This is a genomic window from Paraglaciecola sp., assembly GCF_051252315.1.
Taxonomy (GTDB): domain Bacteria; phylum Pseudomonadota; class Gammaproteobacteria; order Enterobacterales; family Alteromonadaceae; genus Paraglaciecola.
Genome location: NZ_JBPOFP010000043.1, coordinates 19,749 through 35,959, shown reverse-complemented (window position 1 = coordinate 35,959; position 16,211 = coordinate 19,749). Strand labels below are relative to the sequence as shown.

The window sequence follows — 16,211 nt, the reverse complement described above, 5'->3', positions numbered from 1 at the left end:
AAGTTACTTAGCCCCTCTTATTAAATTCGGCAATTTTGCTCAACGAGATGAAGAGCGAATGAACTATTCTGTCAATATTGAAATATTTACTAATCAGAATAAAAGTTTACAAGCCAACACGATAGATATATCTGTTAATGGGCTAAAGGTTAAAGCCAGTAAAGAACACCTATTTAAAGTAGGCGAAAGATTAACCATTCAATTTCGAGGTCTAGAAAAAGAATATTCCCTTAATAAACGTCAAGGACTGATATATGTCATTGGTAGTATTGATCAAATGGTTGAGGCTCAGCGCCTTAACTTAAAACGAGTGGATGACAACCCTAATTTACCTTTTGATAATTTTTTAAAACAATTTATTCACGGCAACAAACGCCGCTATAAGGTCAACTTAGACAATACAATTAACGCAATCCAAAATAAAGCTTACGAACAATATTACATACCAAGCTTCACCTCCATTCCAGTATACATAGATAAAGTTGGGGATAATTTCATCCCTAGGTATGCTTTGGCTAATGACAGTAATAGAGAAGAAATCCAATATTGGGCGAATGAAATCCAAGACCTAAAAATCGGTTATCTATTAACAGAGGCTCGTATTAAGCAAGCTTTGGCGCAACCTAAAGGGCACCAAGAGTTATTTATTTTTGTGTTCAATCATATTAAAAACGACAAGGTATATTTTTATTCAGCAACAAATGACGAATTAGATGCAAAACCTCAACTTAAAAAACTATTCTTAGGTTACGGTTCACGTAAAGCTAGCTGGCGTGTATATAAAATGCAATTAACTAAAATGGATCCTGAACAAAGTTACCGCCCATTGTCAATTTCAAACTCAATTAATGAGTCAGTTAAACGGCAAAACCAAAAACCTTCGCCGCGACTAATGTCTCGGTTAAAAAACCTTAAGTATATTGCTGTATTGACCAATATAACTGACGATGTCAGTACAGAACAATATCAAAAAAACAAAATATCTAGAGAACAATTACCTAAGTTAAAGGTCTTTGGCCACCCTAGAAACAAACCACCTGCGATAGTCACCGTATACAGATTCAAATATTTTAATCAAAGACGAGAGACTCGGTTTCTATTACGAACCGCGGTCATTATTAAAGTTGGCGATACCATTGTTAACGGACAAACAGAGGATATTTCTACCAAAGGCCTAAAAATTGAACTGAATAAATTATTTATACCAGACGGCACGAATAGAGTGTCACTGACTTTTCCAAAACTTCAATCAGTCACCAGTAAATTTGATTTAACCGATTTACCCTATTTGGTAAAACATACCTCTAAAGACGGTTATGTTATTCATTTACAAAACTTTGTGACTGAAGAAAACAATACAGCCAGACGTTTTTTTGAAACCCTAATTAAAGCTAATCGTTCAAAATTAAAGGCTTATAGAGATGAAGAAGAAGTGCCTGGAATAGGTGAAGCGCTTAGAAATATTTACTCTCAGAATATTGTGAACACTGCATTTTTCTTACGTAAAGACACCAATGACTTTGTGCCAGATGCGAGTGCAAGTTGGTCAATGCCAAGCCGGCTATCAAATTTGTTAAAATTTAAAACCGGTGAGCAGGAATGCAACCTTTATCCCCTATTTAGAAATGCCAAAGTTCGACATGACTTTATTCCACAAACATTAGCCAATATTAAACCTAATAATAAACCTATGGTAAAAGAACTGTTTATTGCCTTTGATCCAAGTAAAAAAGAGCTTAGTGAAGCAGTACATAGCTATTATTCAAATCAATTTACTAAACCAGAACAGCGCCGACAATTTATAGCAACAGCATTACAATACGGGCAATTTATCGCAGTGAAAGTATTCCTAGCTCGCACCGGCAGACCAGATTTTGAAACCATGCAATCTGAATTAAACTACGTCAGTATTTATGCGTTGCACAAAGCAAAACAATTAGAAGAGCAATTGTGGAGCGTGAGTGCCATGGGTGACATTGTTGATGTGACAGATGAGGTACTAAAACGATTTAACTTCGACGCTAAAGTGATTGAAAATAATCATAAAACACCGAAAAAACACAAAATAAAACAAATGGGAATTGAACAGATCCTTAAGGCTTAAACTTTTCTGATTTATTTCAAGTTTAAGCCTTAAACTAGTTTGTAAAATACTACCTTTGAGCGGCAATCAACACCCAAATTAACGCATCCATAGCCCCTCGACCAATTGAAATATCAGCTTTTTGACGGACGATAGGCTTCGCATGAAATGCCACACCTAAAGCCGCTGCGTTCATCATCACTAAATCATTTGCCCCGTCCCCCATAGCAATAGTCTGAGACTGAGGAATAGCCCATTTATTTGCTAGCTCAAGCAAAGTTTCAGCCTTAACATTAGCATCGATGATTCGGCCCGAAACTAAACCTGTTAATTTCCCGTCGCGAATTTCTAATTGATTAGCTACCGCGGCATCAAGCTCTAATCGCTGCGCTAAATAATCAGCAAAATAAGTAAATCCACCAGAGGCAATGGCTAACTTCCAATTATATTGTTTTAACACATTGACTAAATTAGCGATTCCAGGCATCAAAGGTAAGGCAAGTCGAACTTGTTGAATAATATTTTCATTAGCATCAGCTAAACAAGCAACCCTAGTTCGTAAACTCTCAGCGAAATCCAACTTCCCTTGCATGGCTTGTGCTGTCACACTTGCTACTTGTTTTCCAACGCCCGCTAGAGCAGCTATTTCGTCAATACATTCCACTGCAATAACCGTACTGTCCATATCCATTAACAATAAGCCAGGCTCATCTAAAGAAGGGACTTTATCAACCAAGCAAAGCTCAATGCTTAACTCTTCAGCTAATTCAAACAACGCTAAATTCAAACCTTCACTGTTAGTAACCGATACCTTTGCTGCAATTGAGAATCCAGCTACACCTTCAGCTTGCACAACTGAGAAATATCCAATCTCTAAATAACTGCTTAAACAGTCTGAAACCCGTAATAATTGAGCAAGTTGTAAACCTTCCGCGAAGATAACTAAAGTTTGAAAACGACTATTTTCAAATTTAGAACCATCCACTTGAGTAAGTGATGTATCAGTTAGGTTAAAGTCAGTTAATTCTTGCTTAAGCACTAAATGTCTTAAATAAAGGTGAGATTGAACTTGTTTATTTGTTACTGAAATATCTGACACTATGATAAATACCTTAAAACTTGATTGTTTAAATGGTATCGAATGCTATGTCTTTTTGCTAATGCCGTTTTAAACAAATTTATGCGTTAAATGTTGAACCCTGTGAATTAATCAGTGAATATAACTCAAGGTTTTTGCTTCCAAATCTCAAATAAAAGTCATGTCCATACACATTAAACCAATTGGAATTATCCAAACTCCCTATAAACAAAAATTTGCGATCCCTAGACAACCAGGTTTAGTACCTAGTGCACTAGGCACCATTTTTTTTGAAAATGAGTTTAATGACCCTAATTATTTACGTGGGTTAGAACAATTTAGTCATTTATGGTTGTTATTTAACTTCCATCAAACTGCCGATAAACCTCACTCTCCTTTAGTTCGCCCTCCACGATTAGGCGGAAATAAAAAACAAGGAGTGTTTGCCACCAGAAGTACATTTAGACCCAATAACATTGGCATGTCAGTAGTAGAATTTGTCTCTATCGAACAAAAAAACAAACAACTTAGCTTAGTGGTAAGGGGGATGGATCTTTTGGACGGAACACCAATATTGGATATAAAGCCCTATATTCCCTATGCCGACAGTGTCCCCCAAGCCAATGGAGGTTTTGCCCATACAGCACCGACTTTAATGCAGGTTGAATATACTGCTGAAGCGAATGAACAACTCCTCTATTTACAGAATAATGAAACCAATTTAAAAACCCTTATTTCAGAGGTTCTCAGTCAAGATCCTCGCCCTGCATATCAAACATCAAAAGAGCAAAATAAACCATACGGCATGACTCTATGTAACCTTAATATTCAATGGCGTGTAGTTGAAAATAGCAATATTGTATTTTCAGTGGAGAAAATAAACTAACCTCAAAGTGAATAACACTTTTTCCCTGCTTGAGCTGCTGTTAGAATAACCGCCGATTTTTCACCATTAATTGAGACTTTACCATCCATGCGCACTAGCCAATATTTATTATCGACCCAAAAAGAAACCCCTGCAGACGCTGAAGTCATTAGCCACCAGCTAATGTTACGAGCAGGCATGGTTAGGCAATTAGCTTCTGGTCTGTATACATGGCTACCCACTGGTTTGCGAGTTTTAAATAAAGTGGCCGACATTGTTCGTGACGAAATGAATAAAGCGGGCTCAATAGAAATACTCATGCCAGTAGTACAACCTGCTGACTTATGGGAAGAGTCCGGAAGATGGGAAGAGTACGGACCTGAATTATTACGTATAAAAGATCGTCATTCTAGAGATTTTGTTTTAGGCCCAACTCATGAAGAAGTTGTCACTGCCTTAGTTAAAAATGAAGTCAGCAGTTATAAACAATTACCTTTAAATGTCTACCAAGTTCAAACTAAGTTTCGTGATGAAGTACGTCCAAGATTCGGCATCATGCGTGGTAGAGAGTTCACCATGAAAGACGCCTACTCTTTCCATATGGATCAAACGAGTCTTGAAGACACGTATCAAAACATGTTTAAAGCCTACTGCAATATATTTGAACGTATGGGATTAGATTACCGTCCAGTTATCGCAGATACAGGTTCTATTGGTGGAAGTGCATCACACGAATTCCACGTATTAGCTGAGTCTGGTGAAGATGATATCGCATTCTCTAATGCCTCAGATTATGCAGCTAATACAGAAATGGCTACAACCTTAGCTCCAACAGGTACCTGCCCTGCTGGTACACAAGAGCTTGAGAAAGTAGCCACACCTGACCAAAATACAATTGAAGAAGTGTCAACGTTCCTCAACGTTTCTTGTGAAAAAACCTTAAAAACACTCATTGTCCTTGCCGAAGCAGACGAAGCAGGCAACCAAGGCTTAGTCGCTTTAGTATTGCGTGGTGATCATCAATTAAACGAAATCAAAGCAGAAAAAATTGACGGGGTATCATTACCGTTAAAAATGGCAACAGAACAACAAATTCAAGATGAGTTGAAGTGTTCAGTAGGATCTATCGGCCCCATTGGTTTAACCATACCAATAATTGTTGATAGCCATGCAGCACATGTTGCTGACTTTGTCTGTGGCGCGAATGAAGCTGGTTTTCACTTTACCGGATGTAATTGGGGCAAAGATGCAGGTGAGTATCAGGTTGCAGATATTAGAACCGTAGCCGCGGGCGACCCTTCTCCAGATGGTCAAGGCAACCTTGAAATAAAACGAGGCATCGAAGTCGGTCATATATTTCAATTAGGCGACAAATACTCTCAAGCGTTAAACTGTGGTGTATTAGATGAAAATGGTAAACATAAAACCTTAACTATGGGTTGTTATGGTATCGGTGTTTCAAGAATTGTCGCCGCGGCGATTGAACAAAATCACGATAAATATGGCATAATTTGGCCCGACGCCATTGCGCCATTCAAAGTTGCAATCATTCCAATGAATATGCATAAATCTCATCGAATCCAAGAAGTTGCCGAATCCTTATACGCACAATTATCCGAAGCCGGTATTGAAGTATTATTTGATGATCGAAAAGAACGCCCTGGGGTTATGTTTAACGATATGGAATTAGTGGGTATACCTCATACTATTGTCATTGGTGAGCGTAATCTAGACGAAAACAAAGTCGAATATAAAAACCGTAGAAGTGGTGAAAAAACACTACTAGAAATAAATCAGTTAGCTACATTTATCAGTAACTTATAACTTCATTAAAAATAAAAATAAGCGTCGTATGACGCTTTTTTTATATCTATAAAAACCGCATACCTTAACAATTAAGTTTATACTTAATTCTGATACTCTTTGGTGGTAAAGTTTAAACTCATGGATTGATATCACTTTGCCTAATTTAGAAAATGGCCAGTAACGAGAGAATAGATGCAAATAACCTTTTACGGTGTACGTGGTTCCTGCCCAGCTCCTGGACCTGAATTTATTAAATATGGTGGTAATACCGCTTGTACTCACGTTTGCCTTGAAGATGGCACCGACTTAATACTCGATGCTGGAACAGGTATTAAAAACCTGGGGCAAAAACTCATTAAGCAAACTAACGACATACATTTGTTACTGACACATAACCATTGGGATCATATTCAAGGTTTTCCGTTTTTTGCTCCTATTTATCAGCCAAATAGAAATATAAACATCACCCCTGGTCAAATAAGTTTTGATGAATATGACGCTATTCTGACTCAAATGAGTGGTAGTGTATTTCCTGTGGATTACAAAACCTTACCCGCTAATATCCAGATAACACCATTAGAAAAAAGTATTGATAGTTGGCAAATTGGACAGGCCAAGATCACCCGTTTAACCATGAATCACCCTGGCGGCGGCAGCTCTTTTGGCATTGAAGCCGATGGTAAAAAAGTTGTGTATATCACGGATAACGAACTTTACCCTCCCTATAAAAAGAATACTGATTTTTTAGAATGGGTAGAATTTTGCAAAGACGCTGATCTCATAATTCACGATGCACAATATATGATCGAAGACATGCCAGCAAAATCGGGCTGGGGGCATTCTGTCGCAGAGGAAGCAGTTAAACTCGCCATGGCAAGTCGAGCCAAGCGCATGGCGTTATATAGCCATGACCATATTCGTACTGATGATCAAATTGCCGCAATTGAAAGTCATTGCCAATTTGTTATTGAAGTTGGCGGAGCTAATTTAGAATTGTTTGCTGCAGCTGAAGGCTTAAGTCTCGAATTATAGAGGAAGTATTTTTTGTCTGAAAGAAATCAATATGCATTATTGTTATCCGGAGGTGGCGCTCGTGCGGCGTATCAGCTTGGTGTACTTAAGGCAATTGCTACATTTCTACCTCGTAACCAGGGCATTCCCTTCCCCATAGTCTGCGGAAACTCAGCTGGCGCCATAAATGCAACAGGTTTAGCTTGTTATGCTTCGTGTTACCATTTAGGCCTTAGAAAACTAGAATGGGTGTGGAAAAACTTTCATACTCGTCAGGTTTACGATAGTGGCGTGAGAGATGTATTCAAACACTTATCAAGTAACTTTTTAAGCAGTTTTTTAAATGAACAAAACCAAAAAAATCCATCTAGTTTATTGAACAACCAACCTTTAAGAAATTTAATTCGCAGTCATTTAGATTTCAAAAGAATCGACAATAACGTAGCTCGAGGGTATTTACGGGCAATCAGTATTAACGCATCCAGTTATACCAGCCATGACTCCATCAGTTTTTATCAAGGGCAAGATGATATTCTGCCTTGGCAAAGAGAGCAAAGAAGAGGCATCCCCTGCACCTTAAATTCTGAACACCTGATTGCCTCCTCAGCAATTCCCATGTTATTTCCACCGGTAAAACTTTTAGGTGAATTTTTAGGGGATGGGTCAGTTCATCAATTATCACCACTTAGTCCAGCCATTCATCTAGGGGCTGAAAAAATATTAGTGATTGGGGTTGAACAACCAGAGCGGGTCTCTCGTTTTACGGATATGAGTCGTTTCCCAAATAGTATTGCGATTGCGGGACATCTATTAGATACCATTTTTGCCGATACGCTAAAATCTGATTTAGAACGTTTAGAGCGCATTAACAATACCATCGCCCATATGACTCACAAACAAAGGCAATTAACGGATCTAAAAACCATAGATTGTTTAGTGATTAATCCCAGTGTTAATTTTAACGAAATGGCCGCTAAACATTTTCATAGAATGCCAGCTGGAATAAAAATCCTTTTACGTATGTTAGGTCTACATGATAAAGCTGACACAAGTTTGCTAAGTTACCTGTTGTTTGAAAAAGAGTTTTGCCGAGAACTTATCGCGTTAGGTATGCAAGATGGCTTAGCCAGACAAGAAGAGTTAAGAAACTTTTTGTCGATATAATCTCGATAACCTTATACACATCAACTTTCTTTTAGTTCAACCTATAAAAATTCAATCATTTTCACTCCTTATCGTCTTTATTAAAATTTAGTAACATATTTATTTAACCCTTCCCTATTCAAGCTTTGACATTTTTGTAGATAAATGGATAATCTCATTCGAACAACATTCGAATAATATTCACCTTGTGTGATTTATGTCTATTTAACAGGTTTAAAATATATAATTATGTCTCCAGCAGCACGTTTTACGCCAGAAGAACAAGAAGAAATGATTATCCAAGCTGCGATTTCCGCTATAACGGAAAGCTCGCTGCTTGGGTTTAAAATGTCTGACATAGCCCAAAAAGCAGGCATGTCTATGGGCTCAGTGTATAAACACGTGCAATCTAAAGAAGACGTATTATTAGCGTTAGCGACGGCTCATTTTAAGCAGTTGAAAAGAAATTTTGCAGCAATATATCAACTAAATCTCACCACGCCAGAACGCTATATTGCACTTAACTTGGTTGATAAGTCGAAAGCAAACTTGTTTCCTTTTGCCTCTCACCTAGAAATGTTGATTACAAACGATGCCATTTTGAGTTGTGGTTCAGAAGTTTGGAAAAACAAGTTTTATGCCGCTGATAACTGTGTAGACGGTGAATGCAGAGGTTGCATTGATAAAGCAGTCGCATCAGGTGAAATAATCGTCCCTAAAAATGACACTGATTACGTTAACAAATTTACCTTAGGATTGTGGGCTATTTCAGTAGGCTTTACTCACGTCAACAAACAATTACGAGGCAAACAATTATTTGGACATTTTACCCCTGATAACGAATTACTCGATCACAGCAGTTTACAAATTCAAACAATAAAAACTTATATCAACGCTTATAATTGGCAGTCGCCGCTAACGGACGAAGGCATTCAAAAAGCAATTCATGCATTACAAATATTAGATTTACGTTAAGGACATAACATGAAAAATACCAGCCCATTACTTCGCTGGAGTATTACCGTTTTCACATGCGGCATACTTGCCACTGCTTTGTTTTACATTAATCAAAAACAAAGTAATGCATCTGTCGGTCAAACCCCACCAGAATTTCCTGAAATGGTAGAAGCAATTAAAGTCAGTTCAACCTTATGGTCACCAAAAACCAAAGCGTTAGGTGAAGTTGTAGCACTTCGCACCATTACCTTACGCAACGAGTTAGAAGGCTCGATTATTTCTCTCAATCTACCTTCTGGAGGACAAGTTTCTGCAGGTCAAACTTTAGTTCAATTAGACGTAAGTGAAGAACAAGCAAGATTAGTAAATGCAAAAGCAGCGTTGGAACTAGCCGAAATAGAGTTACGCCGAAATAAAAAGTTGTATCAACAAAAAATAGTTAGTCAAGATAACTATGACAAAGCACGTATTCAAGTCACGATTAAACAAGCTGAAGTTCAAGCCGTGACAAGTTTGATAAACAAAAAAACGATTAAAGCGCCATTTGATGCTATTACAGGGTTACACACTCTAGAGGTGGGACAGTACCTTTCGGCCAATAGCGAAATTAACACCCTAGTCGGCATTGACGAGAAAATCTGGGTCGATTTCAAATTGCCCCAACAATACGCCAATATAAACAAACACAGCGATGTGCTCATTCAAGCACCTTATTCAGAACAAACTATTAAGGGCAAAATAGTTGCGCAGAATACATTGCTAAATAAAGCAGCACGTAGCTTAACTTTCAGAGCCCAAATCGAAAATAACAAACAATTGTTTAAACCAGGTACTGTGGTCAGTGTTTTAGCACCGACTTCAGAGCCCACAGAAGCGCTCAAAATTCCTACCTCAGCAATTATGAGGGATCAATTTACCAACTATGTCTATGTATTAACCCCGGCTAAGGACAATAAAAACTACCGCGCTAAACGACAAGAGATTGATTTAGGTGACGAGCACGGAGAAAACACAGTCGTCTTATCAGGTTTAGCCATGAACGATCTCATCGTGAGTATTGGCGCCTTTAAACTAAGACCCGATATGTTAGTGACTTTCACCCCGCAAGCAACCTTAGAACAAGCTGCTAACTAAACTGGAACTAAATTATGCAACATATGAAAAAAAGCGTAATGGACATGTTTGTCACAAAACCTGTTTTGGCTATAGTCTTATCCATGGTGATTGTATTAGTGGGGTTATTGGCCGCAGCAAAATTGCCTATTTTACAATACCCACAAATCGAAAGTTCTTCTATCGAGATTCGTACTTTTTATGTGGGCGCCTCAGCTAAAGAAATACAAGGATTTGTCACCGAACCTATTGAACGCGCAGCTTCTTCTGTTCCTGGCATTGATTACATAGAGTCAAACTCAGTTGCAGGTAGCAGCACTGTTACTTTATTCTTAGAGCTTAATGAAAATAGTACTTTAGCTTTAGCCGAATTATCTACACGCTTAGGTCAAATTAAATTCGAACTTCCACAAGGTGCGGAAGATCCCGCGGTATCTGTCAAACGAGCCGACCGACCACATGCGAGTTTTTATTTAGATGTAAACTCAAAGAACATGTCTCGTGAACAACTCACTGATTATTTAACCAATCAAGTCAATCCCATATTATCTACTATCAAAGGGGTGCAAAAAGTAGGGCTTGAAGGTGGTCGTTCACCTGCCATGCGAATTTGGATCGATCCCATTAAACTCGCAGCCTTTAATTTAAGCTCTCTTGATGTCAGAAATGCACTCATAAACAACAATGTCGCTGCTACTATAGGCCAGAGTAAAAACGATAAACAAAGAATAGATTTAATTGCCAATACCCTAATGAAAACCGAACAAGATTTTGCTCGTTTGGTGATAAAAAATATCGATGGCAGCAGTATCACTATTGGCGATATTGCCAATGTAGAACTGGCAGAATCAGAAGGCGAATTAAACGCGAAGTTTAATAACCGTCAATCAATCTATATTTCAGTTTGGCCTTTACCAGGCGCAAATGAAATGGCAATTGGTGACGAATTATACAAACAGATCGCAAAAATTAACCCGACTTTAAAAGGCGAGACTAAAATTACCGTAGCGTACGATGCGACTTTATACATGCGCGACGCCATTACTGAAATTTTTACTACGTTAGCCGAAACCGTCATTTTAGTGGGTATCGTAATATTGATGTTAATGGGATCTTTTAGAAGCGCCATAGTGCCACTTATCACTATCCCGATTTCAATTTTGGGTGCATTAGCCACCATGTCGCTAATGGGATTTTCGTTAAATCTTTTAACCATTCTGGCTATCGTATTGTCAGTAGGCCTAGTGGTAGATGATGCGATTGTTGTTGTTGAAAACGTAGCCAAGTACATGCGAGAAGGCATGGGAAGAGTGCCAGCTGCGCTTAAAAGCTCTCGGCAATTACTCACTCCAATTATAGGCATGACCATTACCTTAGCTGCCGTTTACGCCCCAATTGGCTTTATGTCAGGCTTAACCGGTATGTTATTTAAAGAGTTTGTTTTTACTCTAGCCATAGCAGTATTATTTTCAGGGGTTGTGGCCTTAACACTTTCTCCAATAATGAGTGCTTACCTTTCTCCTGAGGGTGGAAAAGAAAGCAAAACCACTCAGTGGGTCAACCACCAATTTACAAAATTAGAAAACATATACGCAGGCCAGCTTAAGTTTGCGTTAGCTTGGCGCTCTCAGCTAATTGCTGCTGCTATTTTTATTAGTTTGCTCACCATTCCATTTTATATGTCTTCTAAAAAAGAATTAGCCCCAACCGAAGATCAAAGCACGATTATTATTATCGCTCAGTCACCTCCTGAGTCTTCTTTGGCCTACACAGATAAAAACATGAATCAAATAGTCGATAACCTATTGTCTATCGAAGGTGGCAAAGAGATGTGGCAAATCGTTATGCCAACCGGTGGATTTGGTGGCGTAGACTTTGTGCCTAGTGACCAACGGGATTTCAGTATGTCTGATAAAATTGGTGAAGTTTACGGTAGTGTGTCTTCTATTCCCGGTATTAAAGCGTTGCCTGTATTGCCGCCGGCCCTACCTACAGCGGGCAATTTCGACGTAGAACTCATAATCACTTCTACTGACTCACCAGAAAAAATGATTGAGTATGCCAATCAAATTGTCGGCGCTGCTTTTGGTAGTGGACATTTCATGTTTGCCGATTCCGATTTAAAAATAGATTTACCTCAAGCACGTTTAGTATTAGATAGAGAGCGTGTTGCTGATTTAGGTTTAAACCTAAGCGAAGTCAATAGACAAATGTCCATGTTACTTTCAGGTAACTACGTCAATCGATTTAACTTAGAAGGACGCGCTTACAAAGTGATTCCAATGGTTAAAGGTCAAGATCGTAGTACCCCAGAAGCGTTACTAGACTTACAATTGACCACGCCGAGCGGTGAGCTCATTCCTTTATCTGCCATTGCCAAGCTAGAAAAAATTACAGCACCTCGCTCGTTAACTCGATTTACTCAACAAAACTCCTTTAAGATTTACGGTGGTATTCTACCGTCTAGCACTAAAGAACAGGCGTTAACTGCGTTAGAGGATATAGCACGCAACATCATGCCTGACTATTACAATATTGATTATGCTGGCGAATCCAGACAAATTCGTAAAGGTGGCAATAGCCTAATGGGTATATTAGGAGTCGCATTAATTTTTGTATATTTTGTCTTAGCTATTCAATTCAACAGCTTACGAGATCCATTGGTTGTATTACTGGGTTCGGTCCCATTAGCGTTAGCCGGTGCCATGTTATTTCCTTTCCTAGGTTTGACTACGGTAAATATCTATTCACAAATTGGTTTGATTACCTTAGTGGGGCTTGTCGCAAAAAACGGTATATTAATTGTTGAATTTGCAAAAGAATTACAACTTGATGGTTACAACAAATTAGACGCAATAACTGGGGCTGCGACTTCAAGACTACGCCCTATTTTAATGACCACCGCAGCGACAGTACTTGGGCACTTTCCATTGATGATAGTAACCGGTGCTGGGGCAGAGGCTAGAAACAGCATTGGATTGATTTTAGTCGCAGGAATGTTGCTAGGTACCTTCTTTACCTTGTACGTATTACCTAATGTTTACGTACTATTTGCCCAAACTCACAAGCCAATTAAAGACTTTGACCAATTAGAAACAAGCCAAGATACACCTCTAATTCCATCGACTAACAATTAAGGTAATACAAAAACAGCGAGTTTATATGGTTTGCACTAGTCTGGTGTAAACCATATTGATTGCTGTCATAAAGTGTTATTCCAATACAGATTGGTATTAATCAAATCCGTATTTGTATTTAAGCCCCTGATAATCTGACGAGGTTAAAAATGATTGCAAAGCTTTATTAAAAGATGAAACATAGGCTTTATTTTTAAATGCTACGCTATAACGATTAACCGGAAATACTGGGTGTATCACTATCTTATCTAAAGCATTTTTCCATTGTGTTTGACCTAAGTAATACTTAAATATTTGTTTTTCCATAACCACTACGTCGACTCGATTTCTAATCAACATCTCTGGATGTTTATTATGATCAAACGTTTTCCTAAACATAGGGCTTTTAGCCATAGCCAAAGAAAACTCATCACCTAACACTAAATCAGCAAGTGGAAAACTAATCACAGAATATTGAGCTAAATCAGCTGGCCGATTAATGACTAAATTATTATCTGCCAGAGAAATAGCAACATTATGATATTCAATATAACTATCTGTCAGCTTAGAAGCGTCTGGATAAACGTCCTGATTAACGCTTGCCACCGCGTCAATCTCTCTAACATCTAGGATCCCAGCTCCTCGACCATAATCAAAATATGTAAATTCAACTGCTTGATCCATTAATTGAAAAACATGACGTAAGACATCTACTTCAAATCCAGTGTTACCTTTTTCAATCACATAGGGAGGTTTATTTTTGCCTACACTTACGATTAAAGTATTTGCACTAACAGGATCTAATACAACAAAAATTAATATCGTTAAAGCAATAAATGATTTGCTAGACATCTGTTACAACGGTGCAGAAAAGTCTGTTGTATGCATAAACACTACATCTATTTTTTTCACCAAAGGACCATTAACTTTGGAAGCTTTGTAGGCCTTTTTCCATTCTGGATCTTTAATAAAAATTTGCCAATTCTTTTTGGCATCCGCTTCGCTGTCATGTTCAAGAATATAAATTAATGTGTTCTTAGATCCAGGTGTCGCTGTAGGTGTCCAGTACGCAATAGACTTCATGCCAAGTCGTTTAAAAATACCATCAGTATGATCTCTAAAGCGTTTTTTCAAATCATCTAGTTTACCTTCGTGTGTGTAATAGGTACGCATTTCATACACTTTATCTGACGCTTTTTCTTCTCCGTGATGAGCTGCATTTAATGAAGCCGCCCAAAGACAAAAAGTAACGGATAACCCCAAACGGCCTATAATATTTTTATAATTAATCAAAATCATCTCCTAGAGTAAAAACATAAGACTACACTGACTAAATACTACGCCAAAGTGCGATAATTACTAGCCAATAAAACGCAAGCAGTTAACTTAGTCAGTCTGTTGTTCCCCCATTGCATGACATGTGTTAGCATTTTTATAACTTTTACTAGGGTCCTAACTACGTGAAGACAAAAGCAACCTCGTTAGACATTGCCTATCAAGCTGGTGTATCTCAATCAACTGTGTCTAGAGCGTTAAGAAATAGCCCTTTAGTCAATGAAGAAACACGCAAAAAAGTACAGGCATTAGCTAAAGAACTGAATTACAAAGTAGACAAGAATGCCAGTAATTTACGCTCACAACACACTGGTACCCTAGCCTTACTCTTATTTGAAGATCCCACTTCAGACGATTCAATGATCAATCCTTTTTTCCTATCAATGTTAGGTTGCATTACACGTGCTGCAGCAAAAAACGGCTATGACCTTTTGGTGTCGTTTCAACAATTGAGTGAAGATTGGCACGCAGATTACGAAGATGCCTCCAAGGCAGATGGGCTAATTTTGCTCGGTTATGGTGACTATGTAGACTATGAAAGTAAGTTAAAACAACTCACAGAACAAGAAACCCATTTTGTTCGCTACGGTGCTAATGAAAAGGGTCAAACAGGTATTTCCTTTGGTTGTGACAACTTTAAAGGCGGGTATGATATGACCCAACATTTAATTGCACAAGGCCATAAAACCTTTGCTTTTTTGGGTGGTGCTGACGAACATTGTCCTGAATTTTTTGAAAGATATAAAGGACATTGCCAAGCTATAAAAGAAGCTAATTTAGCTATCAACCCAAACAATCAAATCGATGCTATCTCAAGTGAAGACTCAGGTTATGCTGCTGCCAAACAATTGATTGCACAAGGGGCACTACCAGACGTCGCTTTTTGTGCTTCCGATATGATAGCCGTTGGTGCGTTAAATGCATTTCAAGAACAGAATATTAAAGTGCCAGAACAAATCGCTTTAGCTGGGTTCGATGATATTTCGGTTGCCCATCTCACCACCCCTAAACTCACCACAATGCAACAAAATACCAAATTGGCAGCGGATATATTGGTTGAGTCTTTAATAAAAACGATTCACAACCAAGAAGTGAGTTCAAGCTTGATTCCTGCTAAGTTGATAGTGAGAGAGTCTTGTAGTAGCAGCAATTAACGATTACGCGGTAATTATTCGAGACGAGTAACCTAGCAAAGCTAGTACTGATTTTTGAGAATAAATTCCCCTAATGCCTCAAGCTATCTTGAGTATCAAAACAAAGCATTCACTGTGCTCACCGCCATCCATGGCTATTTTTCAAGCCGCGTCCCGCGGCTCGATTTACTTTTGTTATAAAGTACGTCCATGCACTTTACCTATAGGCCAGCTAAAGCTGTTCTATTTTTATCCAGTAAAAATGAGTCAAAAGCTAAGAAAAATAAACACAAATTCATAGGGAATTAATTTGAACAACCGTAGGTTGGCCCGTAGGGAAAAATACACGGATGTATTTTGTAAAAGAAGCCGCTCGCAAAATTATGTTCTTCATCCAATTATCAGGCAAATTTAGTGGGTCGTTTGTAGTCGTTCCCGACGAGGACGAACTCAATTGGCTATCCATGCCATTTGCCCCACCAAATTTACTAGTTAATTGGCGAACATAGATGCGAGAAAAACAAAAAGCATGTGCTTCGCACAAAAGGTATTTCTCCAAGTACTCTTTGCG

General features: G+C 38.4%; 13 protein-coding genes. 9 read left to right on the top strand and 4 right to left on the bottom strand.

Features of this window, described 5'->3' with window-relative positions; translation table 11 throughout:
- Positions 1 to 2,104 (top strand): PilZ domain-containing protein (locus tag ACSHXM_RS10525; RefSeq protein ID WP_435688718.1); only part of this gene is annotated, 2,104 nt, incomplete at its 5' end.
- 49 nt (positions 2,105 to 2,153) lie between these two features.
- Here ACSHXM_RS10525 and serB read toward each other — a convergent pair.
- Positions 2,154 to 3,182, bottom strand: a complete 1,029-nt coding sequence (gene serB, locus ACSHXM_RS10520; RefSeq protein ID WP_435688717.1) for a phosphoserine phosphatase SerB — start codon at positions 3,180 to 3,182, stop codon at positions 2,154 to 2,156.
- Between the two features lie 160 nt (positions 3,183 to 3,342).
- Between serB and tsaA the strand changes: the two genes are divergently transcribed.
- The 7 genes from tsaA (at position 3,343) to ACSHXM_RS10485 (ending at position 13,193) form a co-directional block, all read left to right on the top strand.
- On the top strand, positions 3,343 to 4,047 hold the full coding sequence (gene tsaA / locus ACSHXM_RS10515; protein WP_435688716.1) for a tRNA (N6-threonylcarbamoyladenosine(37)-N6)-methyltransferase TrmO: 705 nt from the start codon (positions 3,343 to 3,345) through the stop codon (positions 4,045 to 4,047).
- A gap of 87 nt (positions 4,048 to 4,134) precedes the next feature.
- The gene (locus ACSHXM_RS10510) at positions 4,135 to 5,850 is read left to right on the top strand and encodes a proline--tRNA ligase (RefSeq protein ID WP_435688715.1); all 1,716 of its coding nucleotides are present in this window, start codon (positions 4,135 to 4,137) and stop codon (positions 5,848 to 5,850) included.
- Positions 5,851 to 6,024: 174 nt separating this feature from the next.
- The gene (locus ACSHXM_RS10505; RefSeq protein ID WP_435688714.1) at positions 6,025 to 6,864 is read left to right on the top strand and encodes an MBL fold metallo-hydrolase; all 840 of its coding nucleotides are present in this window, start codon (positions 6,025 to 6,027) and stop codon (positions 6,862 to 6,864) included.
- 12 nt (positions 6,865 to 6,876) lie between these two features.
- Entirely contained in the window at positions 6,877 to 8,007 is a 1,131-nt protein-coding gene (locus ACSHXM_RS10500; RefSeq protein ID WP_435688713.1) for a patatin-like phospholipase family protein, read from the top strand.
- A gap of 228 nt (positions 8,008 to 8,235) precedes the next feature.
- Complete coding sequence (locus ACSHXM_RS10495; RefSeq protein ID WP_435688712.1) at positions 8,236 to 8,961, top strand: TetR/AcrR family transcriptional regulator; 726 nt, start codon at positions 8,236 to 8,238, stop codon at positions 8,959 to 8,961.
- Positions 8,962 to 8,970: 9 nt separating this feature from the next.
- Positions 8,971 to 10,077: an efflux RND transporter periplasmic adaptor subunit gene (locus tag ACSHXM_RS10490; RefSeq protein WP_435688711.1), complete on the top strand. Its 1,107-nt coding sequence runs from the start codon at positions 8,971 to 8,973 to the stop codon at positions 10,075 to 10,077.
- Between the two features lie 14 nt (positions 10,078 to 10,091).
- Positions 10,092 to 13,193, top strand: a complete 3,102-nt coding sequence (locus ACSHXM_RS10485; protein WP_435688710.1) for an efflux RND transporter permease subunit — start codon at positions 10,092 to 10,094, stop codon at positions 13,191 to 13,193.
- Between the two features lie 96 nt (positions 13,194 to 13,289).
- On the opposite strand, the gene ACSHXM_RS10480 is transcribed toward ACSHXM_RS10485, so the two are convergent.
- Both ACSHXM_RS10480 and ACSHXM_RS10475 read right to left on the bottom strand, forming a co-directional pair.
- On the bottom strand, positions 13,290 to 14,024 hold the full coding sequence (locus ACSHXM_RS10480) for a substrate-binding periplasmic protein (protein ID WP_435688709.1): 735 nt from the start codon (positions 14,022 to 14,024) through the stop codon (positions 13,290 to 13,292).
- Positions 14,025 to 14,027: 3 nt separating this feature from the next.
- Positions 14,028 to 14,465, bottom strand: a complete 438-nt coding sequence (locus ACSHXM_RS10475; protein ID WP_435688708.1) for an NIPSNAP family protein — start codon at positions 14,463 to 14,465, stop codon at positions 14,028 to 14,030.
- A gap of 167 nt (positions 14,466 to 14,632) precedes the next feature.
- Between ACSHXM_RS10475 and ACSHXM_RS10470 the strand changes: the two genes are divergently transcribed.
- On the top strand, positions 14,633 to 15,661 hold the full coding sequence (locus ACSHXM_RS10470; RefSeq protein WP_435688707.1) for a LacI family DNA-binding transcriptional regulator: 1,029 nt from the start codon (positions 14,633 to 14,635) through the stop codon (positions 15,659 to 15,661).
- Between the two features lie 274 nt (positions 15,662 to 15,935).
- Here ACSHXM_RS10470 and ACSHXM_RS10465 read toward each other — a convergent pair whose 3' ends face one another.
- A complete protein-coding gene (locus ACSHXM_RS10465; RefSeq protein ID WP_435688706.1) occupies positions 15,936 to 16,184 on the bottom strand; it encodes a hypothetical protein in 249 nt (82 codons plus the stop codon).
- Positions 16,185 to 16,211: the final 27 nt, after the last annotated feature.

Bases quoted from the DNA above. Each gene is read 5' to 3' on its own strand.
- tsaA (WP_435688716.1), top strand. From the start codon at position 3,343: ATGTCCATACACATTAAACCAATTGGAATTATCCAAACTCCCTATAAA.
- ACSHXM_RS10490 (WP_435688711.1), top strand. From the start codon at position 8,971: ATGAAAAATACCAGCCCATTACTTCGCTGGAGTATTACCGTTTTCACA.
- ACSHXM_RS10505 (WP_435688714.1), top strand. From the start codon at position 6,025: ATGCAAATAACCTTTTACGGTGTACGTGGTTCCTGCCCAGCTCCTGGA.
- ACSHXM_RS10480 (WP_435688709.1), bottom strand. From the start codon at position 14,024: ATGTCTAGCAAATCATTTATTGCTTTAACGATATTAATTTTTGTTGTA.
- ACSHXM_RS10495 (WP_435688712.1), top strand. From the start codon at position 8,236: ATGTCTCCAGCAGCACGTTTTACGCCAGAAGAACAAGAAGAAATGATT.
- ACSHXM_RS10485 (WP_435688710.1), top strand. From the start codon at position 10,092: ATGCAACATATGAAAAAAAGCGTAATGGACATGTTTGTCACAAAACCT.
- ACSHXM_RS10510 (WP_435688715.1), top strand. From the start codon at position 4,135: ATGCGCACTAGCCAATATTTATTATCGACCCAAAAAGAAACCCCTGCA.